17 protein-coding genes and 3 tRNA genes are annotated in these 23,376 nt (G+C 58.7%); 14 read left to right on the top strand and 6 right to left on the bottom strand.

From position 1 onward, the window contains the following. Nucleotides 1-6: 6 nt before the first annotated feature. The 9 genes from thyA (at nucleotide 7) to recD (ending at nucleotide 14,480) form a co-directional block, all read left to right on the top strand. On the top strand, nucleotides 7-801 hold the full coding sequence (gene thyA / locus WFO70_RS15120) for a thymidylate synthase (protein WP_337017167.1): 795 nt from the start codon (nucleotides 7-9) through the stop codon (nucleotides 799-801). A 183-nt stretch (nucleotides 802-984) separates the two neighbouring features. After that, on the top strand, nucleotides 985-1,449 hold the full coding sequence (locus tag WFO70_RS15125) for a prepilin peptidase-dependent protein (RefSeq protein WP_337017169.1): 465 nt from the start codon (nucleotides 985-987) through the stop codon (nucleotides 1,447-1,449). Continuing rightward, the gene (locus WFO70_RS15130) at nucleotides 1,440-2,003 is read left to right on the top strand and encodes a prepilin peptidase-dependent protein (RefSeq protein ID WP_337017171.1); all 564 of its coding nucleotides are present in this window, start codon (nucleotides 1,440-1,442) and stop codon (nucleotides 2,001-2,003) included. Before WFO70_RS15125 ends, WFO70_RS15130 begins: the two co-directional genes overlap by 10 nt. After that, the gene (locus WFO70_RS15135) at nucleotides 2,000-2,404 is read left to right on the top strand and encodes a DUF2509 family protein (RefSeq protein WP_337017173.1); all 405 of its coding nucleotides are present in this window, start codon (nucleotides 2,000-2,002) and stop codon (nucleotides 2,402-2,404) included. The genes WFO70_RS15130 and WFO70_RS15135 overlap by 4 nt, the downstream gene beginning before the upstream one ends. After that, on the top strand, nucleotides 2,389-2,712 hold the full coding sequence (locus WFO70_RS15140; protein WP_337017175.1) for a prepilin-type N-terminal cleavage/methylation domain-containing protein: 324 nt from the start codon (nucleotides 2,389-2,391) through the stop codon (nucleotides 2,710-2,712). Before WFO70_RS15135 ends, WFO70_RS15140 begins: the two co-directional genes overlap by 16 nt. Nucleotides 2,713-2,724: 12 nt before the next feature. Then, a complete protein-coding gene (gene recC / locus WFO70_RS15145; protein ID WP_337017177.1) occupies nucleotides 2,725-6,093 on the top strand; it encodes an exodeoxyribonuclease V subunit gamma in 3,369 nt (1,122 codons plus the stop codon). A gap of 145 nt (nucleotides 6,094-6,238) precedes the next feature. After that, the gene (ptrA, locus tag WFO70_RS15150; protein ID WP_337017179.1) at nucleotides 6,239-9,121 is read left to right on the top strand and encodes a pitrilysin; all 2,883 of its coding nucleotides are present in this window, start codon (nucleotides 6,239-6,241) and stop codon (nucleotides 9,119-9,121) included. Continuing rightward, entirely contained in the window at nucleotides 9,118-12,663 is a 3,546-nt protein-coding gene (gene recB, locus WFO70_RS15155; protein ID WP_337017180.1) for an exodeoxyribonuclease V subunit beta, read from the top strand. Before ptrA ends, recB begins: the two co-directional genes overlap by 4 nt. Continuing rightward, a complete protein-coding gene (gene recD, locus WFO70_RS15160) occupies nucleotides 12,660-14,480 on the top strand; it encodes an exodeoxyribonuclease V subunit alpha (protein ID WP_337017182.1) in 1,821 nt (606 codons plus the stop codon). Before recB ends, recD begins: the two co-directional genes overlap by 4 nt. 42 nt (nucleotides 14,481-14,522) lie before the next feature. Here recD and argA read toward each other — a convergent pair whose 3' ends face one another. Beyond that, nucleotides 14,523-15,854 carry an amino-acid N-acetyltransferase gene (argA, locus tag WFO70_RS15165; RefSeq protein WP_337017184.1) on the bottom strand — a complete coding sequence of 444 codons (1,332 nt, stop codon included), beginning with the start codon at nucleotides 15,852-15,854 and terminating at the stop codon, nucleotides 14,523-14,525. A gap of 229 nt (nucleotides 15,855-16,083) precedes the next feature. Between argA and amiC the strand changes: the two genes are divergently transcribed. Beyond that, a complete protein-coding gene (gene amiC / locus WFO70_RS15170) occupies nucleotides 16,084-17,337 on the top strand; it encodes an N-acetylmuramoyl-L-alanine amidase AmiC (protein WP_337017186.1) in 1,254 nt (417 codons plus the stop codon). 88 nt (nucleotides 17,338-17,425) lie between these two features. Here the strand turns inward: amiC and WFO70_RS15175 are convergent. The 3 genes from WFO70_RS15175 to WFO70_RS15185 form a co-directional block, all read right to left on the bottom strand. Then, a tRNA-Met gene (locus tag WFO70_RS15175) sits at nucleotides 17,426-17,502 on the bottom strand. Nucleotides 17,503-17,545: 43 nt separating this feature from the next. Then, a tRNA-Met gene (locus WFO70_RS15180) sits at nucleotides 17,546-17,622 on the bottom strand. Nucleotides 17,623-17,793: 171 nt separating this feature from the next. Continuing rightward, nucleotides 17,794-17,870 (bottom strand) — tRNA-Met (locus WFO70_RS15185). A 207-nt stretch (nucleotides 17,871-18,077) separates the two neighbouring features. Between WFO70_RS15185 and mltA the strand changes: the two genes are divergently transcribed. Further along, nucleotides 18,078-19,175: a murein transglycosylase A gene (gene mltA, locus WFO70_RS15190; RefSeq protein ID WP_337017188.1), complete on the top strand. Its 1,098-nt coding sequence runs from the start codon at nucleotides 18,078-18,080 to the stop codon at nucleotides 19,173-19,175. Between the two features lie 69 nt (nucleotides 19,176-19,244). After that, nucleotides 19,245-20,051, top strand: coding sequence for a tRNA cyclic N6-threonylcarbamoyladenosine(37) synthase TcdA (gene tcdA / locus WFO70_RS15195; RefSeq protein WP_337017190.1), 807 nt, complete (start codon nucleotides 19,245-19,247; stop codon nucleotides 20,049-20,051). Here tcdA and csdE read toward each other — a convergent pair. Together csdE and csdA are read right to left on the bottom strand one after the other, a co-directional pair. Beyond that, complete coding sequence (gene csdE, locus WFO70_RS15200; protein ID WP_337017192.1) at nucleotides 20,042-20,482, bottom strand: cysteine desulfurase sulfur acceptor subunit CsdE; 441 nt, start codon at nucleotides 20,480-20,482, stop codon at nucleotides 20,042-20,044. The two genes, tcdA and csdE, sit on opposite strands and share 10 nt — an antisense overlap. Further along, nucleotides 20,479-21,687: a cysteine desulfurase CsdA gene (gene csdA / locus WFO70_RS15205; protein WP_337017193.1), complete on the bottom strand. Its 1,209-nt coding sequence runs from the start codon at nucleotides 21,685-21,687 to the stop codon at nucleotides 20,479-20,481. The genes csdE and csdA overlap by 4 nt, the downstream gene beginning before the upstream one ends. Nucleotides 21,688-21,880: 193 nt before the next feature. On the opposite strand from csdA, the gene WFO70_RS15210 reads away from it, so the two are divergent. Both WFO70_RS15210 and gcvA read left to right on the top strand, forming a co-directional pair. Next, a complete protein-coding gene (locus WFO70_RS15210) occupies nucleotides 21,881-22,108 on the top strand; it encodes a YgdI/YgdR family lipoprotein (RefSeq protein WP_337017194.1) in 228 nt (75 codons plus the stop codon). Nucleotides 22,109-22,457: 349 nt separating this feature from the next. Then, the gene (gcvA, locus tag WFO70_RS15215; protein ID WP_039029917.1) at nucleotides 22,458-23,372 is read left to right on the top strand and encodes a glycine cleavage system transcriptional regulator GcvA; all 915 of its coding nucleotides are present in this window, start codon (nucleotides 22,458-22,460) and stop codon (nucleotides 23,370-23,372) included. Nucleotides 23,373-23,376 lie beyond the last annotated feature (4 nt).

Genomic DNA, 23,376 nt, shown 5'->3' on the forward strand with positions numbered 1-23,376 from the left:
GGAATCATGAAACAGTATCTTGAACTGATGCAAAAAGTGCTCGATGAGGGCACGCCAAAGAACGATCGCACCGGCACCGGTACGGTCTCCATTTTTGGCCACCAGATGCGCTTCAACCTGCAGGAAGGCTTTCCGCTGGTCACGACCAAGCGCTGCCATTTACGCTCAATCATCCATGAACTGCTCTGGTTCCTGCAGGGCGATACCAACATCGCGTATCTGCGTGAGAACAACGTCTCTATCTGGGACGAGTGGGCGGATGAAAACGGCGATCTGGGCCCGGTCTACGGTAAGCAGTGGCGCGCCTGGCCAACGCCGGATGGCCGTCATATCGACCAGATCACCACCGTGGTGAACCAGCTGAAAAACGATCCAGACTCGCGCCGTATCATCGTGTCGGCCTGGAACGTGGGCGAGCTGGACAAGATGGCGCTGGCTCCGTGCCACGCGTTTTTCCAGTTCTACGTGGCGGATGGCAAGCTCTCCTGCCAGCTCTACCAGCGCTCCTGCGATGTGTTCCTCGGCCTGCCGTTTAATATCGCCAGCTATGCTTTGCTGGTGCATATGATGGCCCAGCAGTGTGACCTGGAAGTGGGTGATTTTGTCTGGACCGGTGGGGATACCCACCTGTACAGCAACCATATGGAGCAGACCCACCTGCAGCTGTCCCGTGAGCCGCGCGCGCTGCCGAAGCTGGTGATCAAACGTAAACCGGACTCCATCTTCGACTACCGCTTCGAAGATTTCGAAATTGAAGGTTACGACCCGCATCCGGGCATCAAAGCCCCTGTAGCCATCTGATGCTGCAATCCTGACACAACCGGCGCCCTCTGCGCCGGTTTTTTTATGCCCGCGTGATGGTTTTGCGAGCCTGCCTCCGCGCGGATTGCAACGTGCTGCAATTCCTCAAAAAGTGCGGAAACCGCCTCGTAATTTGCTCATCCGCCCCTCGTACTGTTTTTTTCCTCACGGCACACTGCCGCCATGAAAAAGGAAAAGGGCTTTACCCTCATGGAAATGCTGATCGCCCTCTCGCTGATCGTGACGCTCAGTGCGACAGGGCTCTACGGCTGGCGGCGCTGGCAGCAGCAACAGCAGCTGTGGCAGACGGCGCGCCAGGTGCGGGATTATCTGGTGGTGCTGCGAAACGACGCCTGGCGGAATAACCGGGACCATATCGTGGCTATGAAACAGGACGGCAAGCGGTGGTGTCTGTTGAAAACCGGCATTCCGGTGTGCCAGGCGGACAACGCTTTTGTGCTCACCCCGCAGTGGCCTGATATTCAGCTCACCGAGTTGACGCCTGCGCTGGGGTTTTACGGGTTACGGGATACCGCCTGGGCCGGACACGTCCGTCTGCAAAGCCAGGCCGGAGAGTGGCTGATCCTCGTTTCCGCGTGGGGGCGTATCCGCATGTGTAACGGTAAAGGAGAGTTCGCATGCCGGTAAAGCAGCAGGGGTTCTCCCTGACCGAGGTGCTGATCGCCATGGCAATAAGCAGCGTGCTGCTGATGAGTGCCGCGCGATTCTTGCCCGCGCTTCAGCGGTCGATCATGCTGCTCACAAAGCAGCAGGAGCTGGAAGAGGAGCTCTGGCTGCGTATAAACGGCATCGGTAAACATCTGCAACGGGCGGGGTATTGTGCGGGCAAGTGTGAAGGCGAGGCGTTGAAGATAGGGCCGGGCGGCGAATGCGTTATTGTCCAGTGGGATGAAAATAGTAACGGTCGCTGGGAAACCTTGCCATCAGCCGCCGCCGAGCAGACCGGCTTTCGCCTCAACGGCGGTGCCCTGGAAACTTTGCGAGGTGCGACGCAGTGCGAGGGTAAGGGTTGGGAGAGAATGACCGACCCTGATAGGATCAGGGTTCAGCGTTTTCAGGTACAGCGCGTTGCACGTGCGGGCTTTGCCCCGGAGTTGACCCTGACGCTGGCGGCCTCCGTCAGCGGAAAGCGCGATGGCGAGGTTGAGGCGCGCCACACCGTGACCGGGTTTAATCTTTGAACCGGCAGCAGGGGATGTCGTCGCTGGCGCTGGTGCTCCTGCTGTTGATTCTTGGCAGCCTGATGTTGGCCGGACTCAATCAGCAGCTCGCTGCCCTGACGCGTATCGTCAGTACGGAACGTCAGGCGATACAGCATCAGGCCATAGCCCAGTCCGCACTGGAGTGGGGAAGAACGCTCTCATGGCAAACTCAGGCTGCGTTCGCGTGCCGACAGCATCCACAGCAGCCCTGGCGCGTCTGCTTGCGCATTCTGGAAGAGCGCACGCTGCTTATCGCCAGCAGCGGCAGCGTGACGCTGTGGCGGCTGGGCGAGGTCATGGCCGATGGCGTGCATTTTTCGCCCCACGGCTGGAGCGATTTCTGCCCCCTTAAGGAGAGGACGTTATGTCAGCAACCGTAGCGAAACAGAAGGGTTTCAGCATCGTCGAGGTCTTGCTGGCCATGATGCTGATGGTGATGGTCGTCACCGGGCTGGCGGGTTACCATCGCGTTTTAGCCAGCCGGTTTGTCACCCTCGAGCAGTATCGCCAGCTCTGGCGTCATGTCTGGTCTCAGTCACAGCTGGCCGCCGGGGCGATCCCTCCTGGCTGGCAGGTAAACAGGGTGCAGACAACACCGGTCGGATGTGTCAGCATCTCGGTCTCACTTATTTCTCCATTGGGTCGGCAGGGTCAAATGACGCGCCTGCACTGCCCGGTTAGCCAGTAGTTGGGAGCAGCAATGTTAAGGGTCTACCACTCAAACCGTCTTGATGTGCTGGAAGCACTGATGGAATTTATCGTCGAGCAGCAGCGGCTCGACGATCCCTTTGAACCGGAGATGATCCTGGTTCAAAGCACCGGTATGGCCCAGTGGCTGCAGATGTCCCTGTCGCAAAAGTTTGGCATTGCCGCCAACATCGATTTCCCGCTGCCCGCCAGCTTTATCTGGGATATGTTTGTTCGCGTGCTGCCGGAGATCCCCAAACAGAGCGCGTTCAACAAACAGAGCATGAGCTGGAAGCTGATGACGCTGCTGCCGGAGATGCTCACGCATGACGAGTTCGCCATGCTGCGCCACTACCTGAACGACGATACCGACAAACGAAAACTGTTTCAGCTGGCATCGCGTACAGCCGATCTCTATGACCAGTATCTGGTCTATCGCCCCGAGTGGCTCACGCGCTGGGAAGCCGGTGAACTGATTGACGGCCTTGACCAGGCGCAGATCTGGCAGGCGCCGCTGTGGAAAGCGCTGGTGGAACACACCGAACAGCTGGGCCAGCCGCAGTGGCACCGTGCCAACCTCTATGAACGTTTTATCGCCACGCTGGAGTCGGCCTCTGTGCCGCCTGCCGGATTGCCGTCCCGGGTCTTTATCTGCGGCATCTCTGCCTTGCCGCCGGTCTACCTGAAGGCGCTGAATGCGCTGGGTCGCCATATCGACATTCATATTTTGTTCACTAATCCCTGCCGGCATTACTGGGGGGATATTCAGGATGCCCGCTGGCTGGCCCGTATCGTCACGCGCCAGCGTCGCCGCCTGTTTGATGAACGCGCGGTACCGCTGTTTAAAGACAGCGATACCGCGGCTGACCTCTTTGACGAACAGGGCATTCAGGACCTGCCGAACCCGCTGCTGGCCTCCTGGGGAAAACTGGGGCGCGACTATATCTACATGCTCTCCGAGCTTACCGCCTCCGGTGAAGGGGATGTCGATGCCTTTGCGGATATCACCCCGGACAACCTGCTGCATAACGTGCAGCGGGATATTCTGGATCTCGAAAACCGCGCGGTGGCAGGCGTCACCGCTGCCGAGTTTGCCAACAGCGCCAATAAGCGTCTGCTCGATCCTGACGATCGCAGCGTGACCATTCACCTGTGCCACAGCCCGCAGCGTGAGGTGGAGGTGCTGCATGACAAACTGCTGGCGATGCTGGAGGAGGATCCGCAGCTGACGCCGCGCGATATCGTGGTGATGGTGGCCGATATCGACAGCTACAGCCCCTATATTCAGGCCGTGTTTGGCAGCGCGACGGGCGATCGCTATCTGCCGTTTGCCATATCGGACCGTCGTGCACGTCAGTCCCACCCGGCCCTGCAGGCGTTTGTCAGCCTGCTTTCGCTGCCGGACAGCCGCTTCGTGCCGGAAGATGTGCTGGCCCTGCTGGACGTGCCGGTACTGGCGGCCCGTTTTGATATTGATGAGGATGCGCTGCGCTACCTGCGTCAGTGGGTCAACGAATCGGGCGTCCGCTGGGGGATGGATGATGACAACGTGCAGGAGTTTGAGCTGCCGGTCACCGGTCAGCATACCTGGCAGTTTGGCCTGACGCGCATGCTGCTCGGCTACGCCATGGAGAGCAGCCAGGGGGAGTGGAATGCCGTTCTGCCCTATGACGAATCCAGCGGCCTGATTGCCGAACTGGTCGGCCATCTGGCTTCGCTGCTGATGCAGCTTAATCGCTGGCGGCGGGAGCTAATGAAGTCGCGCTCGCTCGAGGAGTGGATGCCGGTATGCCGGGAAATGCTCAATGATTTCTTCCTGCCGGATCAGGAAACCGAAGCGGCAATGGCGCTAATCGAGCAGCAGTGGCAGGCCATTATTGATGAGGGGATCTCCTCGCACTATGGCGAAGCGATCCCCCTGTCGCTGTTACGCGATGAACTCACGCTGCGTCTCGATCAGGAGCGTATCAGCCAGCGCTTCCTCGCCGGGCCGGTGAACATCTGTACTCTAATGCCGATGCGCTCGATCCCGTTTAAGGTGGTCTGCCTGCTGGGCATGAACGACGGCGTCTACCCGCGCGCGCTGGCGCCGCTGGGGTTTGATTTAATGAGTCAGCAGACCCAGCGCGGCGACCGTAGCCGTCGCGATGACGACCGCTATCTGTTCCTCGAGGCGTTAATCTCCGCCCAACAGCAGCTCTATATCAGCTACATCGGCCGTTCCATCCAGGATAACAGCGAGCGTTTCCCTTCGGTGCTGGTTCAGGAGCTGGTGGATTACATCGGACAAAGCCACTACCTGCCGGGGGATGAACATCTTAATTGTGATGAGAGCGAACAGCGCGTGAAGGCGCATATCACCTGCTGTCACAGCCGGATGCCGTTTGATGCCGTCAACTACGAGAACAACGAGCAGCAGAGCTATGCCCGGGAATGGCTGCCCGCCGCGAAGCGGGAAGGGGTTGCCCACGGCGACTTTATCCAGACCCTGGATCCACTGCCGCTGGAGTCGGTCGCGTTCGAGCAGCTCCAGCGTTTCTGGGCCCACCCGGTGCGGGCCTTTTTCCAGATGCGGTTGCAGGTCCATTTCCGCTCCGAAGAGAGCGAAATCCCGGATGCGGAGCCCTTTACCCTCGATGGGCTAAGCCGCTACCAGTTAAACCAGCAGCTGCTCAACGCGCTGGTGGAGCAGGAGGATGCGCAGAAGCTGTTCCGCCGCTATCGCGCCGCGGGTCAGCTCCCCTATGGCGCCTTCGGGGAGATCACCTGGGATGCCCAGTGTGAGGAGATGCAGGTCCTGGCTGAGCGGGTGATTGAGTGTCGCCAGCCCGGCAAGAGCATGGAGATCGATCTCAACTGCAACGGCGTGAATCTGACGGGGTGGCTACAGCATGTGCAGCCTGACGGACTGCTGCGCTGGCGTCCATCGATGCTCAGCGTTTCGCAAGGTTTGCAACTTTGGCTGGAACACCTTGTCTACTGTGCAAGCGGTGGCGAAGGTGAGAGCCGGCTGTTTGTGCGCAAAGACGGTGAATGGCGCTTCCCGGCATTGCCTGCCGCGCAGGCCATGGAGTATCTCTCGCAGCTGGTTGAAGGCTACCGACAGGGGATGAATACGCCCCTGCTGCTGCTGCCAGAAAGTGGGGGGGCGTGGATTAAAACCTGTTACGACGCCACAAATGATGCGATGTTAACGGATGAAGCGACCCTGCAAAAAGCACGCAGCAAATTTTTGCAGGCCTACGAAGGCAACATGATCGTGCGTGGGGAAGGGGACGACGTCTGGTATCAACGCCTGTGGCGAACCCTTGAGCCGGAGTACTTCGAGGCCATCACCGAAGAGGCCCGGCGCTACCTGTTGCCGCTGTATAAATTTAATTAGTCCTGGCCCTGTATAAAAATTGCGCAGGTTTGGGCATTCATTTATGATGCCCGTCTTGTCATGGACTGATGTACACCACAAAGAGATGCTGGCCTGTCCGGCACAAAGCGTGTTAATGATGATGTCCGTGATGAAGAGGTAGTGAATGTCAGGCAGCACCTTGTTGAAAACCTTAGTTTTGTTCGTCGCTCTTTGGGCCCCCCTCAGTCAGGCAAATACCGGTTGGCAACCCGTTCAGGAAACGATCCGCAAAAGCGAGAAAGATACCCGTGAATATCAGGCGATCCGCCTTGATAACGGGATGGTTGTGCTGCTGGTTTCCGATCCCCAGGCCGTAAAGTCACTGTCGGCGCTGGTGGTGCCGGTGGGCTCGCTGGAAGATCCTGAATCCCATCCCGGGCTTGCACACTACCTTGAACATATGACCCTGATGGGCTCCACGAAGTACCCGCAGCCAGACAGCCTGGCCGAATTTTTAAAGATGCACGGTGGTAGCCATAACGCCAGCACCGCGCCGTACCGCACGGCCTTTTATCTCGAAGTCGAAAACGATGCGCTGGAAGGGGCGGTGGATCGCCTTGCGGACGCCATTGCCTCCCCGCTGCTGGATAAAAAATATGCCGATCGCGAACGCAACGCCGTTAATGCCGAGCTGACGCTGGCCCGTACCCGGGACGGTATGCGCATGGCGCAGGTCAGCGCCGAAACCATCAACCCGGCGCACCCTGGCTCCCGCTTCTCTGGCGGTAACCTTGAAACGCTGAGCGACAAGCCGGGCAGCCCGGTGCTCGATGCGCTGCACGCGTTCCGCGACAAGTACTACTCCGCCAATCTGATGAAAGCGGTGGTGTACAGCAACAAACCCCTGCCGGAGCTGGCGAAACTCGCCGCCGAAACGTACGGGCGCGTCCCGAATAAAGACATTACCCGCCCGGAAGTGACCGTGCCGGTGGTCACCGATGCGCAGAAAGGGTTAATCATTCACTATGTTCCCGCGATGCCGCGTAAGGTGCTGCGCGTTGAATTCCGCATTGATAACAACACGGCGCAGTTTCGCAGCAAAACCGACGAGCTGGTTAACTACCTGATTGGCAACCGTAGCCCGGACACCCTGTCCGACTGGCTGCAAAAGCAGGGGCTGGTGGAAGGCATCCGCGCCGACTCTGATCCCATCGTCAACGGCAACAGCGGCGTGCTGGCCATCTCCGCGACCCTGACCGATAAAGGGCTGGCCCACCGTGATGAGGTGGTCGCCGCGATTTTCAGCTATCTCTCGCTGCTGCGTGATAAAGGCGTCGATAAACGCTACTTCGACGAGCTGGCGCACGTGCTGGATCTCGACTTCCGTTATCCCTCTATTACCCGCGATATGGACTACGTTGAGTGGCTGGCCGACACCATGATCCGTGTGCCGGTCGAGCATACGCTGGATGCGGTTAATATCGCCGATAAGTACGATGCTGACGCCGTCAAAGCCCGTCTGGCGATGATGACCCCGCAGAATGCCCGTATCTGGTATATCAGCCCGAACGAGCCGCATAACAAAACGGCCTACTTTGTGAATGCGGAGTATCAGGTGGACAAAATCAGCGAGCAAACTTTTGCCGACTGGCAGAAGAGATCCGCCGCGATTGCGCTCAAGTTGCCGGAGGTTAACCCCTATATCCCGGACGATTTCACCCTGATCAAGCCAACCAAAGCGTATCCAAAACCGCAGCTGATTGTGGATGAACCTGACCTGCGGGTGGTCTATACCCCGAGCCGCTATTTTGCCAGCGAGCCGAAAGCCAACGTCAGCATGGTGCTGCGTAACCCTGCGGCAATGGACAGCGCCAAAAATCAGGTGATGTTTGCCCTGAACGATTATCTCGCAGGGATCGCGCTGGATCAGCTCAGCAACCAGGCCGCCGTGGGCGGGATCGGTTTCTCGACCAACGCCAACAATGGTCTGATGCTCAACGCCAACGGCTACACCCAGCGTCTGCCGCAGCTGTTTAAGGCGTTGCTTGAGGGGTACTTCAGCTACACCGCCACCGAGGAGCAGCTGGCGCAGGCCAAATCCTGGTATGCCCAGATGATGGACTCTGCCGAAAAGGGCAAGGCCTTCGATCAGGCCATTATGCCGGTGCAGATGCTGTCCCAGGTGCCTTATTTCCAGCGTGAAGAGCGCCGGGATCTGCTGCCGTCTATTACCCTGGACGAGGTGATGGCCTACCGTGCGGCGCTGAAAACCAACGCCAGACCGGAGTTTCTGGTGGTCGGCAATATGAGCGAAGATCAGGCGAAAACGCTGGCGCAGGACGTCCGCACTGAACTGGGTGCTAAGGGTACCGAATGGTGTCGCAACCAGGATGTGCTGGTGGATAAACAGCAGAACGTGATTTTCGAGAAACCGGGCAGCAGCACCGACTCCGCGCTGGCGGCGGTCTTTGTTCCGACCGGCTATGACGAATTTGCCAGCTCGGCCTACAGCGCCATGCTCGGACAGATCGTGCAGCCCTGGTTCTACACCCAGTTACGTACCGAAGAGCAGCTGGGTTATGCCGTGTTTGCCTTCTCGATGAACGTTGGTCGCCAGTGGGGGATGGGCTTCCTGCTGCAAAGCAGTGATAAACAGCCGGATTACCTCTGGCAGCGTTTCCAGGCCTTCTTCCCGCAGGCGGAAGACAAGCTGCGCGCCATGAAGCCAGAAGAGTTTGCCCAGATCCAGCAGGCGGTGATCGCCCAGATCACCCAGCCGCCGCAAACCCTGGCCGAAGAGGCTTCAAAGATCAGCAAAGATTTTGATCGGGGTAATATGCGCTTCGATTCGCATGATAAAGTAGTGGCCGAGATAAAACAGCTCACGCCGCAGAAACTCGCCGACTTCTTCCACCAGGCGGTGGTTGCCCCGCAGGGGATGGCGATCCTGTCCCAGGTTTCGGGTAGTCAGAGTAAAAAAGCTGATGTCGCCCCGCCTGCAGGCTGGACGGTCTGGAAGAGCGTGAGCGCATTGCAGCAATCTTTGCCCAGGAGTAAGAACGAATGATCGATACCGCCGAGTCCCTTGATCCCCTACGTTTACCGTTACAAGGGGAACGACTGATAGAGGCCTCAGCGGGAACCGGAAAAACCTTCACCATCGCGGCGCTCTACCTGCGACTGCTGCTCGGACTGGGCGGCAGCGCAGCCTTCAGCCGCCCGCTGAGCGTGGAAGAGCTGCTGGTGGTGACCTTCACCGAAGCCGCAACGGAAGAGCTGCGCGGCCGTATCCGCGCCAACATTCACGAATTGCGCATCGCCTGCCTGAGACAGAGCACGGATAACCCGCTGTATGCCAGTCTGCTGGATGAGATCGCCGATAAACAGCAGGCGGCGCAGTGGCTGCTGCTGGCGGAACGCCAGATGGATGAGGCCGCCGTGTTCACCATTCACGGCTTCTGCCAGCGGATGCTCAGCCTGAATGCCTTTGAATCCGGCATGCTCTTTGAGCAGCAGCTCATCGAAGATGAATCTCTGTTGCGCTACCAGGCGTGCGCCGACTTCTGGCGTCGTCACTGCTACCCCTTGCCACGCGACATTGCCGAAGCGGTTCACGGTTTATGGAAAGGTCCGGAAGAGCTACTCCGCGCCATCGACCGTTACCTGCAGGGTGAAGCCCCGGTTATCAAATCCCCCCCGCCTGCGGACGAAACCCTGGCCTCCCGCCATGAGAAGATCGTCGGCTTAATTGCCACCATGAAACAGCAGTGGTCTGACAGCGTGGCGGAAATCGAGGCGGTGATCGAAGGTTCCGGTATCGACCGGCGCAAGTTCAACCGCGGCAACCAGGCCAAATACATCGAACGCATAACGGCCTGGGCTCAAGAAGAGAAGCACAGCTATCAGCTGCCCGATGCCCTGGAGAAGTTCTCGCAGACGTTCCTGGCGGAGCGGACCAAAGCAGGCGGTGAAGTGCCGCAACATCCTCTCTTTGTCGCTATCGATACCCTGCTGGCCGAGCCGCTGACCCTGAACGATCTGATGATCACCCGGGCGCTGGCCGAGATCCGCGAGGCGGTGGCGCGCGAAAAGCGCCGTCGCGGCGAGCTGGGTTTTGACGATATGCTCAGCCGTCTCGATGAGGCCCTGAACAGCGACAATGGCTACGCGCTGGCAGCCGCCATCCGCAGCCGTTTCCCGGTGGCGATGATCGATGAATTCCAGGATACCGACCCGCAACAGTACCGCATTTTCCGCCGCATCTGGCGTCAGCAGCCAGACACCGCACTGCTGCTGATTGGTGACCCCAAACAGGCGATCTACGCGTTCCGTGGGGCGGATATCTTCACCTATATGAAGGCGCGTGGCGAAGTCGCCGCGCACTATACGCTGGATACCAACTGGCGCTCGGCGCCGGGCATGGTGGAAAGCGTAAACACCCTCTTTTCACAGATGAACGACGCCTTCATGTTCCGTGAAATCCCTTTCCAGCCGGTCAAATCCGCCCCGAGAAACGCCGGGCTGCGCTTTGGGCTGAGGGGGAATTTCCAGCCGGCGATGAACATCTGGCTGATGGACGGAGAAGGATGCGGCGTCGGGGATTATCAGACCTTTATGGCCCAGCACTGCGCGGCGCAAATCCGCGACTGGCTGAGCGCCGGGGCGCGTGGTGAAGCCACTCTGCACCGGGGCGACGAGTCCCGGCCGGTGCAGGCCTCGGACATTACGGTGCTGGTGCGCAGTCGCCAGGAGGCGGCACTGATCCGCGACGCGCTGACGCTGCTCACCATTCCTTCGGTCTATCTCTCCAACCGCGACAGCGTGTTTGAAACCCTTGAAGCCCAGGAGATGCTCTGGCTGCTGCAGGCCGTGCTGGCACCCGAGCGTGAAAGCATCCTGCGCAGCGCGCTGGCAAGCTCGATGCTCGGACTGAACGCCCGTGATATCGACATGCTCAATAACAGCGAAACCCTGTGGGATGAGGCGGTGGAAGAGTTTACCCACTACCGCGAACGCTGGCAGAAGCGGGGGGTGATGGCGATGCTGCGTGACGTCATGGCCCGGCGCAATATTGCCGAAAATATGCTGGCCACCGCGGGGGGCGAACGTCGTCTGACCGATATTTTGCATATCAGCGAGCTGCTCCAGGAGGCGGGAACCCAGCTTGAGAGCGAGCACGCCCTGGTGCGCTGGCTGGCGCAACATATCGCGGAACCCAACAGCAATGCCTCAAGCCAGCAGATGCGCCTCGAAAGCGACAAGCATCTGGTAAAAATCGTCACCATTCACAAATCGAAAGGGCTGGAATACCCCCTGGTCTGGCTGCCCTTTATTGCCAACTACCGGGTGCAGGATCAGGCCTTTTATCACGATCGCAAAACCTTTGAAGCCGTGCTTGATCTCAGCAAGGCCGAGGAGAGCGTCGAGCTGGCCGAAGCCGAGCGGCTGGCGGAGGATTTACGTCTGCTGTATGTGGCCCTGACCCGCTCGGTCTGGCACTGCAGCCTGGGCGTCGCGCCGCTGTTCCGGCGTCGGGGTGACAAGTCCGGCGACAGCGATTTCCACCTCAGCGCCCTTGGCCGCCTGATCCAGCGCGGCGAACCGAAAGATTCGGCCGGACTGCGCCAGTGCCTGGAAACCCTGTGTAATGACCACATTGCGCTGCAGATTGCCGGGGTAGCCGATACCGCCCGCTGGAACATGCCGGAGTCAGCAATGCCGGATCTGCAGGCGCGGCAGGTGGCTCGCGCCCTGTTCGACGACTGGCGGGTTACGAGCTACTCCGGGCTCCAGCAGCACGGGCACAGTATTGCCCAGGATCTGATGCCGCGCCTCGACGTTGATGCCGCAGGCACTGGCGAGGTGGCACAGGAGCCGGAGCTGACGCCGCACCAGTTCCCACGCGGCGCTTCACCGGGCACCTTTTTACACAGCCTGTTTGAAACGCTCGATTTCACGCAGCCCGTCTCCCCGGACTGGGTGCTGGAGATGCTGCAGAAGGGCGGCTATGACGCCCGCTGGGAGCCGGTGCTGACCCACTGGCTGACGCAGATCCTGCAGACGCCACTCAATGAGGAGGGGATCTCCCTGAGTCAGCTTTCAGCCGCTGATAAACAGGTGGAGATGGAGTTTTACCTGCCCGTCGCCGGGCCGCTGACCGCCGATGCGCTGGATGCCCTGATCCGCGAGCACGATCCCCTGTCGCGTGGCTGCCCGCCGCTCGATTTCCGCCAGGTGCGCGGCATGCTGAAAGGCTTTATCGACCTGGTATTCCGCCATAATGGCCGCTACTACCTGCTGGACTATAAGTCCAACTGGCTGGGGGAGAACGGCGAGGCCTATACCCCGGAGGCGATGGCCCGCGCGATGCAGTCCCACCGCTACGATCTGCAGTACCAGCTCTACACCCTGGCGCTGCACCGTTATCTGCGCCACCGTATTGCCGATTACGACTATCAGCGGCATTTCGGCGGGGTGATCTACCTGTTTTTACGCGGGGTGGATGGCAGCTCGCCGGGATCCGGCTGCTTTGCCACCCGCCCAACTGAAACGTTAATAAATCAAATGGATAGCTTATTTTCTGCAAGCCGAGAGGAGCTTGTGTCATGACGATGCAGGAATTATTGCTGGAGGCCGTAGAACAGCGCGTATTGCGTCGTCTGGATGTGCAGTTTGCGATGATGATGGCCGGGAACGATGAACCCTCGGTGATGCTGGCGACGGCGATTTTAAGCCGGGACGCCGGAGAGGGGCATGTCTGCCTGCCCCTGTCGCGCCTGCAGGCAGAGGCGAAAAGCCCCGCCCTACAGGCCTGTTTTGCCCTGCATGATGAATCGCTGGAGTGGTCCGCCACGCTGATGCGTTCGCGCGCGGTGAGCGCTGGGGACGAGCCAACGCCGTTGGTGCTGGTGGGCGACCGGCTCTACCTCAACCGGATGTGGCGCTACGAGCGGGCCGTGGCCCGTTTCTTTAGCGAAGCCAACCAGCCGCTGCCCCATGACAGTGCCGACGTTCAGCGTACCCTGAACGCGCTGTTCACCTCTGACGAAGCCGTTAACTGGCAAAAGGTGGCGGCGGCCGTGGCCTTAACGCGGCGTATCTCGGTCATTTCCGGCGGCCCGGGGACCGGCAAAACCACTACCGTCGCCCGCCTGCTGGCGGCGCTGATCCAGATGGCGGGGGAGGAGAAGTGCCGTATCCGGCTGGCGGCCCCGACCGGTAAAGCCGCCGCACGTCTTACCGAGTCGCTGGGTGGCGCGCTGCAACAGCTTCCGCTGACCGACATCCAGCGCAAGCGCTTCCCGACCGAAGCCAGCACCCTGCACCGGTTGCTCGGCGCTCAGCCGGGCAGCCAGCGTCTGCGCTACCATGCCGGTAACCCGCTGCACCTGGATGTGCTGGTGGTGGATGAGGCCTCAATGATCGACCTGACCATGATGTCCCGGCTGATTGATGCCCTGCCGCCGCATGCCAGGGTGATCTTCCTCGGCGATCGTGACCAGCTGGCCTCTGTCGAAGCCGGGGCGGTGCTGGGCGATATTTGTACCTGGGCCAGCGCCGGTTTTACCGTGCAGCGTGCTCAGGAGCTGGCCGGGATGACCGGATGCCAGATGGAAGGCAACGTCAGTCCGGTGGCGGGCGCGCTGCGCGACAGCCTGTGCCTGCTACAAAAAAGCTACCGGTTTGGCAGCGACTCCGGCATCGGCCAACTGGCGGCCGCGGTCAACCGTGGCGACCGCCACGCTCTGCGCTCGGTGTTTGACGGCACGTTCAGCGATATCGAGAAAAAGCAGCTCCAGAGTGGGGAAGAGTATCTGGTGATGCTGGAGGATGCCCTGCAGGGATATCACCATTTTCTCGACCATGTGCAACATCAGGCCTCCGAAGAGGCGATCCTGGCGGCATTCAGCCGCTACCAGCTGCTGTGCGCCTTACGCGACGGTCCCTTTGGCGTGGCCGGGCTTAACGAAAGGCTGGAGCAGGTGCTGGTGCAAAAACGGCGCATCAGCCGTCAGCCCCATTCCCGCTGGTATGAAGGCCGCCCGGTGATGATTTCGCGCAACGACAGTGCGCTGGGGCTGTTTAACGGTGATATCGGGATTGCGCTGGACCGGGGGCAGGGGCTGCGCGTCTGGTTCCAGATGCCGGATGGCAGCCTGAAGTCCGTACAGCCGAGCCGTCTGCCGGAGCATGAAACCGCGTGGGCGATGACGGTGCACAAATCGCAGGGCTCAGAGTTCGATCATGCGGCGTTGATCCTGCCTACCCAGATGTCGCCGGTGGTGACCCGCGAGCTGGTCTATACGGCCATTACCCGTGCCCGTCGGCGGTTGTCGCTGTATGCGGATGACGGTGTGCTGGTGCAGGCCGTTACCACCCGTACGGAACGACGCAGCGGGCTGAGTGCGATTTTTGAGGCCCTGTAATTATTCCCTCTCCCTTTGGGGAGAGGGTCAGGATGAGGGGGATTAACCTAAATCCGCCATCAGCACCTTCGAGCGACGCTGATAGTTGTACATCTCTTTCTTGGTTTCCGGTAGGGAATCAATGTCCACCGGCGTAAAGCCGCGCTCCTGGAACCAGTGAATGCTGCGGGTCGTCAGCACAAACAGCTTACTTAACCCCTGCTGCCGTGCCTGGGCTGCGACCCGCTCCAGTAATACCTCGCCGCGCGACGAGCTGCGGTAGTCCGGGTGTACCGCGACACAGGCCATCTCACCAATCTTCTCCTCCGGGAAGGGATAGAGTGCCGCACAGGCGATGGTGAGATTGTCGCGCTGGATAATGGTGAACTTGTCGATCTCCATCTCCAGCTGTTCGCGGGAGCGACGTACCAGGATCCCCTGCTGCTCCAGCGGGCGAATCAGCTCCAGAATACCGCCGATGTCGTTAATGGTGGCGCGGCGGATCTGCTCGGCGCTCTCCATCACGATCTGCGTCCCGATCCCGTCACGGGAGAACAGCTCCTGCAACAGGGCACCATCTTCCTGATAGCTGATCAGGTGGCTGCGACGTACGCCGCTGCGGCAGGCTTTGATTGCGCCGCGCAGGAAACGCACGGTGCCCGAGTAGTAATCGCCTTGTTCTTCGAGCTCCTCGACCCGCGCCTGGGCTTCGTTCGGGAATAGCTCGGAGACGATATTCCCCAGCTCGTTAATGACACCCTGCGACGAACAGAAGCCGATCATTTTTTCGGCTTTCAGCTTGATTGCCAGCTGGGTGGCAATCTCTTCGGAGGTGAGGTTGAAACTTTCCCCGGTCACCGAGACGGCGACCGGGCCGGTCAGCACAATCGCGCCGCCGTCGAGCTGGCGATGAATAGCCTCTTCATCAATACGACGAATACGTCCGCTGTGGCAATAATCCACCCCATCATCCACCCCAAGCGGCTGGGCGATAATAAAGTTGCCGCTCACAACGTTGATGTGCGCCCCCTGCAGCGGGGTGTTGTTGAGGCTCATGGAGAGCCGCGCGGTGATATCGAGCTGCAGCAGACCGGCGGCCTGCTTCACCAGCTCCAGCGTTTTGGCGTCGGTGACGCGGGTGTGTTTATGGTAAATCGGCTCGTGATGATGCGCGGCCAGATTGGCTTCAATCTGTGGGCGAGCACCGTAGACAACCACAAGGCGAATACCCAGGCTGTGCAGCAGGCCGATGTCATTGACAATGCTGGAGAAGTTCTCGTGCTCAATGGCTTCGCCGCCGAGCATAATGACGAACGTCTTCCCCCGGTGGGTGTTGATATAGGGAACAGAATGGCGGAATCCCTGGACCAGTTCGATTCTACGTTCCTTCACCACGGCACAACCCCTCAATGAATGTTTATTCGTAATTTTTGTATTTTTATTCGAATATGCCCCTGCGCGCAAGCCAAACTTTTCGCCGAAGCAAAGAAAACATTCAATGAAGTAATCGTTAAAGCATGATTGTTTACCCTTTTAAGGATGACAGGTTATGCATCATTCGCTAAAGTTTTCGGTCAATTTGGACGTAATGAGAAGTTATTCGATATCTTTGCTCGGGAGAAGCATGTCGGGATCCAGTAAAGCATTAAGTCGCCGCCGCCTGTTACAAGGGGCCGGGGCAATGTGGTTGCTTAGCGTAAGTCAGGTAGGGCTTGCCGCCGTCAGTCAGGTGGTGGCAGTACGTGTCTGGCCAGCGTCGACCTATACACGCGTGACGGTCGAGTCCAACCGGGTGCTGAACTATAAGCAATTCGCTCTGAGTAATCCGGAACGGGTGGTGGTGGATATCGAAGGGGTGAACCTCAATTCTGTCCTCAAAGGGATGAGCGCCCAGATCCGTGGCGACGATCCCTTTATCAAGTCTGCGCGGGTCGGGCAGTTTGATCCAAAAACTGTGCGCATGGTGTTTGAACTTAAGCAGAACGTAAAGCCGCAGCTGTTTGCCCTTGCGCCGGTGGCCGGCTTTAAAGAGCGTCTGGTGATGGATCTCTATCCGGCCAACGCGACGGACATTCAGGATCCGTTGCTGGCGTTGCTGGAAGATTACAACAAAGGCGATCTCGAGAAGCAGGTTCCGCCTGCCCAGAGTGGTCCGCAGCCGGGCAAGGCCGGGCGCGATCGCCCGATTGTGATCATGCTCGATCCGGGCCACGGCGGGGAGGACTCCGGCGCGGTGGGCAAATACCGCACGCGGGAAAAAGACGTGGTGCTGCAGATCGCCCGTCGCCTGAAAGCGTTGATCGACAGAGAAGGCAACATGCGCGCCTATATGACGCGTAATGAAGACGTCTTTATTCCGCTGAAGGTGCGCGTGGCGAAAGCGCAAAAGCAGCGCGCGGATCTGTTTATTTCGATTCATGCGGATGCCTTTACCAGCCGTCAGCCCAGCGGATCCTCGGTGTTTGCCCTTTCGACTAAAGGGGCGACCAGTACCGCGGCAAAACTGCTGGCAGATTCGCAAAACGCCTCTGACCTGATCGGCGGCGTCAGTAAGAGCGGGGATCGCTACGTCGACCACACCCTGTTTGATATGGTGCAGTCGCTGACCATCACCGACAGTCTGAAGTTTGGTAAAGCCGTACTGGGTCGACTGGGTAGGGTTAATAAGCTGCATAAAAACAGCGTCGAGCAGGCCGGGTTTGCGGTGCTGAAAGCGCCGGATATCCCGTCGATTCTGGTGGAGACCGCGTTTATCAGTAACGTGGAAGAGGAGCGCAAGCTCAAGACGGCTGCCTTCCAGCAGGAAGTGGCGGAGTCGATACTGGCGGGGATTAAGGCCTATTTCTCGGACGGGGCAACGCTGGCGAGACGCGGATAATCAGGATGGCCGGGTTTACGCCCGGCAAAATGACAAACTGCAGATACAAAAAAACACCCGGAAGGGTGTTTATTGTTTTCAGAAGTGTTGGTTGCGGGGGCCGGATTTGAACCGACGACCTTCGGGTTATGAGCCCGACGAGCTACCAGGCTGCTCCACCCCGCGTCCGTCATTCTACTTTGTAGAATCTTACTTCTTTAAATTTGATTGGTTGCGGGGGCCGGATTTGAACCGACGACCTTCGGGTTATGAGCCCGACGAGCTACCAGGCTGCTCCACCCCGCGTCCGTCTTTTCGCTTCGTATTTCAAACCACATCTGCGTTGGCTTTCCTCGTTCACCTCAGTCACTTACTGGAGTAAGCTCCTAAGGATTCACTGCGTCGCCGCCTTGCTGTGATTCGAACTACTTTGCGAAAACTTCTACAGTCGTAGAAGATACTTCATCAAATTTTAATTGGTTGCGGGGGCCGGATTTGAACCGACGACCTTCGGGTTATGAGCCCGACGAGCTACCAGGCTGCTCCACCCCGCGTCCGTGGAAGCGCACTATACTCTGCTGACTTTTTGTTGCAACCCTTTTTCGTAAAAATCACCAAATTAGGTGTTGTTTGTACGCTCCGCCGACAGTTCGACTGTTTTTTGCGCAAAATTTGCGTGAGGGGAGGTAATCGCATTTCAATACCCTTGCCGGTTTGTTATCTTCATTGCGCAGAATCGGGCAACTTAAAGACGAGATATAATGAAAGGACGTTGGGCGAAGTATCTGATGACGGGCGCGATGGTAGCTATTCTGGCTGCCTGCTCCTCCAAACCGACCGATCGCGGTCAGCAATATAAAGACGGGAAACTGACCCAGCCTTTCTCTTTAGTGAATCAACCTGACGCCGTGGGCGCGCCCATCAATGGTGGCGACTTCGCCGAACAGGTGAGCCAGATCCGTACCGCATCGCCGCGGCTGTATGGCTCGCAGAACAGCGTCTACAACGCCGTGCAGGACTGGTTACGCGCCGGGGGCGATACCCGCACCATGCGCCAGTTCGGCATCGACGCCTGGCAGATGGAAGGCACCGACAACTACGGTAACGTCCAGTTTACCGGCTACTACACCCCGGTGGTGCAGGCGCGCCATACCGCACAGGGTGAGTTCAAATACCCAATCTACCGCATGCCGCCAAAACGTGGCCGCCTGCCGTCCCGCGCTGAGATCTACGCCGGTGCGCTGAGCGACAGCTACATCCTGGCCTACAGCAACTCGCTGATGGATAACTTCATCATGGACGTGCAGGGCAGCGGTTATATCGATTTTGGCGACGGCAGCCCGCTTAACTTCTTCAGCTACTCCGGCAAGAACGGCCATGCTTATCGCAGCATCGGTAAGGTGCTGATCGATCGCGGGGAAGTGAAGCGCGAAGATATGTCGATGCAGGCGATCCGCGAGTGGGGCGAGAAGCACAGCGAATATGAAGTGCGTGAACTGCTCGAGCAGAACCCGTCCTTTGTCTTCTTTAAGCCGCAAAACTTTGCGCCGGTGAAAGGCGCGAGCGCGGTACCGTTGATTGGCCGCGCATCGGTCGCCTCTGACAAGACGGTGATCCCGCCGGGTACCACGCTGCTGGCAGAAGTGCCGACGCTGGATCAAAACGGCAAATTCTCCGGGCAGTATGAACTGCGCCTGATGGTGGCGCTGGACGTGGGCGGGGCCATTAAAGGCCAGCACTTCGACATCTATCAGGGAATTGGCCCGGATGCCGGTCACCGTGCAGGCTGGTATAACCACTACGGACGCGTGTGGGTGCTGAAAACCGCAGCAGGCGCGGGCAACGTGTTTAGCGGCTGAGTGTGGTAATATTGCGTCATGTTTTCCGGGGTGAGGGGCAACTCTCACCCTTTTTACATCTGAGGTCCTATGTCTGTGGTAATGAGCGAAGCCTGGCGCCAGCGTTTTGGTGGCACCGCGCGTTTATATGGTGAAAAAGCCCTGCAACTGTTCGCCGGGGCGCACGTCTGCGTGGTCGGGATTGGCGGCGTCGGCTCATGGGCGGCGGAAGCGCTGGCACGAACCGGGATCGGCGCCATTACGCTTATCGACATGGATGATGTCTGCGTTACCAATACCAACCGGCAGATCCACGCCCTGCGCGACAGCGTCGGGCTGGCAAAATCCGAGGTGATGGCGGAAAGGATCCGCCAGATTAACCCGGAATGCCGCGTCACCGTGATTGATGATTTCGTGACGGCTGATAACGTCGCCCAGTACATGGGAGCCGGTTACAGCTACGTGATTGACGCCATCGACAGCGTGCGCCCGAAAGCGGCGCTGATCGCCTGGTGTCGTCGCAATAAAGTGCCGCTGGTGACCACCGGCGGGGCGGGCGGGCAGATCGACCCGACGCAGATCCAGGTGACCGACCTGGCGAAAACTATCCAGGATCCGCTGGCGGCCAAGCTGCGCGAGCGCCTGAAAAGCGATTTTGGGGTGGTGAAAAACAGTAAGGGTAAGCTGGGCATCGACTGCGTGTTCTCCACGGAAGCGCTGGTCTATCCGCAGAAGGACGGCTCAGTCTGCGCCATGAAGAGCACCGCCGAAGGGCCAAAACGGATGGACTGCGCCTCCGGGTTTGGCGCGGCCACCATGGTGACCGCCACCTTTGGTTTTATCGCCGTGTCTCATGCCCTGAAAAAGATGATGGCGAAGGCGGAACGTCAGGCCTGACGCGCCGCCTCCAGCACTGCCTCACTCAGCGCAGTCAGCCCCTGGCTGCGCGAGGCGCTCAGCTGACCGCGTAACCCCAGCGTATCAAACAGCGCCAGCGGGCTCTCAGCAAGGATCTGCGCGGCGCTTTTCCCCTCTATCGTCGTCAGTAGTACCGCCAGCAACCCGCGTACAATCCGGCCTTCGCTGTCGCCATAAAAGTGCAGCTTGTCCCCAACGGGTGTGACCCCAAGCCAGACGCGGTTCTCACAGCCGGCGATCTCCTTCGCCTGTGCTTTCAGCTCGTCCGACAGCGCGGGTAGCTGTTTGCCCAGCAGGATCAGCTGGCGATACTTGTCTTCCCACTGGGTCAGCGGGGCGAAGGTCTGTTTTAACGTCTCTTCCGTGATGACGGTGCCGAAGGGATGTCCGGCGAGGGTTGGGCTTGTCATTCATCCACCAGTAGGGCAAGGGCGCGATCGACGGCGGCAACCAGCGCCTCGACGTCGCTTTGGGTGTTATAGGGAGCAAAGGAGACGCGCAGGGTGCCGTTGACGCCCAGCGCCGCCAGTAGCGGTTGGGCGCAATGTTGACCGGCGCGCAGGGCAATGCCGTATCCGGCCAGCAGCGTCACCATGTCGCTGTGGTGCACCCCGGCAAAATCAAACGCCAGCAGGCTCGAATCCTGGACGCGGAAGGAGCGAAAACCGGGGCGCTTTTTCAATGCTTCTTCGGCCAGCGTTGCCAGCCCGCGGCTCCAGCTCTCCGCCTGCTGCAGGTCAATCTCCGCCAGCCACTCCAGCGCCGCGCTCAGGCCAATCACCCCGGCGACGTTGGGCGTTCCGGCCTCCAGACGATACGGCACCGCCTGGGTTTTGAAGCCGTCGAAGCTCACCTCGGTGATCATCTTTCCGCCGCCGAGCCACGGGGTCATCTCTTCCAGCAGTTCCGCTTTGCCGTACAGCGCGCCGATCCCGGTCGGCCCGTACAGCTTATGTCCGGAGAAGGCGTAGAAGTCGATGTCCAGCTGCTGTACGTCTGCCGGGAAATGCACCACCCCCTGCGCGCCATCGACCATCACCACCATGCCGCTGGCGTGGGCGAGTTGAATGGCGCGGGCCAGATCCGGACAGCCGCCGGTAACGTTGGACATCTGTCCCAGCGCGAGAATGCGGCTGCGCGGGGTGATAAATTCAGGCAAGCGGGCAACATCCGCTAACAGATCGGCGCCAAGGGGTAACTTCACCACCCGCGCGCCGGTCTGTTCAGCCACCATCAGCCAGGGCACCAGATTGGCGTGATGCTCTGCCTCGCTGACGATGATCTCATCGCCCGGCTGCAGGCGTGGGCGGGCGTAGCACTGCGCCACCATGTTGATAGCTTCTGTGGTGCCCCGTGTCCAGACAATGTTTTTACCGCTTTCGGCATTGAGCAGCTTCGCGACCTGATCGCGGGCCGCTTCGTAGCGGGCGGTAAGGCGTTGTGCTTCGGCGTACTGGCTGCGATGCACATTGCCTGCGCTCAGGCTGTAAAACTGGTGCGTGGCCTCTATCACCGCCTGAGGCTTGAGGGCTGTGGCGGCGCTATCAAGATAGACACCGGCATCGGCCAGCGCCGGAAACTGCGCACGAAAATGGGCAGGGCTGAATGCGTTCATTGAATTCCTCTTCATCATGAATAGATCGTCGCGCAAATTCAGCGGCAGGGCAAGAAGGTTGATCTCTATCGGATTTGTCTGTTTATCCTGGCGTAACAGACGAAGCAGGTTATGCTGAAAGTGTGTCAGGAAGATGTTTTAGCCTGTTCTGAAACATGGTTTAGATAGCATTAATTGCTAAAGGAGATAAAAGATGAAAAAGACTGTCGCAATTGTTTCTGCCTGTATGCTTACTTTTGCCCTGAGCGCCTGTTCCGGTAATAACTACGTTATGCATACCAACGATGGCCGCTCTATCGTCTCGGAAGGTAAGCCGCAAACCGATAATGACACCGGTATGATCTCGTATAAGGATGCGAACGGGAACAAACAGCAGATCAACCGCAGTGATGTGAAAGAGATGGTTGAACTGGATCACTAAGGGAATTACAGACAAAAAAAAGCACCGCAATTGGGCGGTGCTACATTAATCACTATGGACAGACAGGGTAAATGTACAGGAAGTGAAAAATTGGTAGCGTCGCTACCGAGGTCTGAATCGCAGACCAATTGCAAACACAACAACACAACATCACAACCGTAAGCCAAAAGCCCTTCAGAACACGCATTCCAAAAAAAGCTTTTCGTTCCGGCTCAGGAAGTGCCGCCACTATAGGTATTTGCTGGTAGTTCCTCAACGGACAATTTATAATGGCTCAGATAAAAAAAACTAATAGGTTAAACGTTGTTTCCTGTTTGTTAAAAGCCGTTAACATCTAAGCCAGATAACCATGTCCAAGCGATTACCACCCCTTAATGCATTACGTGTATTTGATGCTGCCGCCCGCCATTTAAGTTTCACGCGCGCGGCCGATGAGCTTTTTGTGACTCAGGCCGCAGTAAGTCATCAAATCAAGTCCCTCGAGGATTTTCTGGGCCTCAAGCTGTTCCGCCGCCGCAACCGTTCCCTGCTTCTGACGGAAGAGGGGCAGAGCTATTTTCAGGATATTAAAGAGATATTTTCCCAGCTGACGGAGGCGACGCGTAAGTTACAGGCGCGGAGTGCCAAAGGCGCGCTGACGGTCAGTTTATTACCCAGTTTTGCCATTCAGTGGCTGGTGCCGAGACTCTCAAGCTTTAACTCAGCTTATCCGGGAATCGATGTCCGAATCCAGGCCGTCGACCGTCAGGAAGACAAGCTGGCTGACGACGTTGACGTGGCCATTTTTTATGGCCGCGGCAACTGGCCGGGCCTGCGTGTTGAAAAATTGTACGCAGAGTATTTGCTGCCGGTCTGCTCGCCACTACTCTTAACAGGCGAAAAAGCGCTAAAAGCGCCAGAAAATCTGGCACAGCATACGCTTTTACATGATGCTTCTCGCCGCGACTGGCAAACTTATACCCGCCAGCTTGGTCTTAACCATATAAACGTGCAGCAGGGCCCCATCTTCAGCCACAGTGCGATGGTGTTACAGGCTGCCATCCACGGACAGGGCGTGGCGTTGGCTAACAACGTCATGGCACAGTCCGAAATTGAGGCCGGCCGCCTGGTCTGCCCCTTTAATGATGTTCTGGTCAGCAAGAACGCTTTTTATCTGGTTTGTCATGACAGTCAGGCAGAACTGGGTAAAATAGCCGCGTTTCGCCAGTGGATCCTGGCAAAGGCGGCCAACGAGCAAGAAAAATTCCGCTTCAGGTACGAGTAACATT

It is taken from the genome of Leclercia sp. AS011 (genome assembly GCF_037152535.1).
GTDB lineage: Bacteria > Pseudomonadota > Gammaproteobacteria > Enterobacterales > Enterobacteriaceae > Enterobacter.

What these genes read in the sequence shown, in the direction of transcription:
- thyA (WP_337017167.1), top strand. Translation starts at nt 7, where the DNA reads ATGAAACAGTATCTTGAACTGATGCAAAAAGTGCTCGATGAGGGCACG.
- WFO70_RS15125 (WP_337017169.1), top strand. Translation starts at nt 985, where the DNA reads ATGAAAAAGGAAAAGGGCTTTACCCTCATGGAAATGCTGATCGCCCTC.
- WFO70_RS15130 (WP_337017171.1), top strand. Translation starts at nt 1,440, where the DNA reads ATGCCGGTAAAGCAGCAGGGGTTCTCCCTGACCGAGGTGCTGATCGCC.
- WFO70_RS15140 (WP_337017175.1), top strand. Translation starts at nt 2,389, where the DNA reads ATGTCAGCAACCGTAGCGAAACAGAAGGGTTTCAGCATCGTCGAGGTC.
- recC (WP_337017177.1), top strand. Translation starts at nt 2,725, where the DNA reads ATGTTAAGGGTCTACCACTCAAACCGTCTTGATGTGCTGGAAGCACTG.
- ptrA (WP_337017179.1), top strand. Translation starts at nt 6,239, where the DNA reads ATGTCAGGCAGCACCTTGTTGAAAACCTTAGTTTTGTTCGTCGCTCTT.
- recB (WP_337017180.1), top strand. Translation starts at nt 9,118, where the DNA reads ATGATCGATACCGCCGAGTCCCTTGATCCCCTACGTTTACCGTTACAA.
- recD (WP_337017182.1), top strand. Translation starts at nt 12,660, where the DNA reads ATGACGATGCAGGAATTATTGCTGGAGGCCGTAGAACAGCGCGTATTG.
- amiC (WP_337017186.1), top strand. Translation starts at nt 16,084, where the DNA reads ATGTCGGGATCCAGTAAAGCATTAAGTCGCCGCCGCCTGTTACAAGGG.
- mltA (WP_337017188.1), top strand. Translation starts at nt 18,078, where the DNA reads ATGAAAGGACGTTGGGCGAAGTATCTGATGACGGGCGCGATGGTAGCT.
- tcdA (WP_337017190.1), top strand. Translation starts at nt 19,245, where the DNA reads ATGTCTGTGGTAATGAGCGAAGCCTGGCGCCAGCGTTTTGGTGGCACC.
- csdE (WP_337017192.1), bottom strand. Translation starts at nt 20,482, where the DNA reads ATGACAAGCCCAACCCTCGCCGGACATCCCTTCGGCACCGTCATCACG.
- csdA (WP_337017193.1), bottom strand. Translation starts at nt 21,687, where the DNA reads ATGAACGCATTCAGCCCTGCCCATTTTCGTGCGCAGTTTCCGGCGCTG.
- WFO70_RS15210 (WP_337017194.1), top strand. Translation starts at nt 21,881, where the DNA reads ATGAAAAAGACTGTCGCAATTGTTTCTGCCTGTATGCTTACTTTTGCC.
- gcvA (WP_039029917.1), top strand. Translation starts at nt 22,458, where the DNA reads ATGTCCAAGCGATTACCACCCCTTAATGCATTACGTGTATTTGATGCT.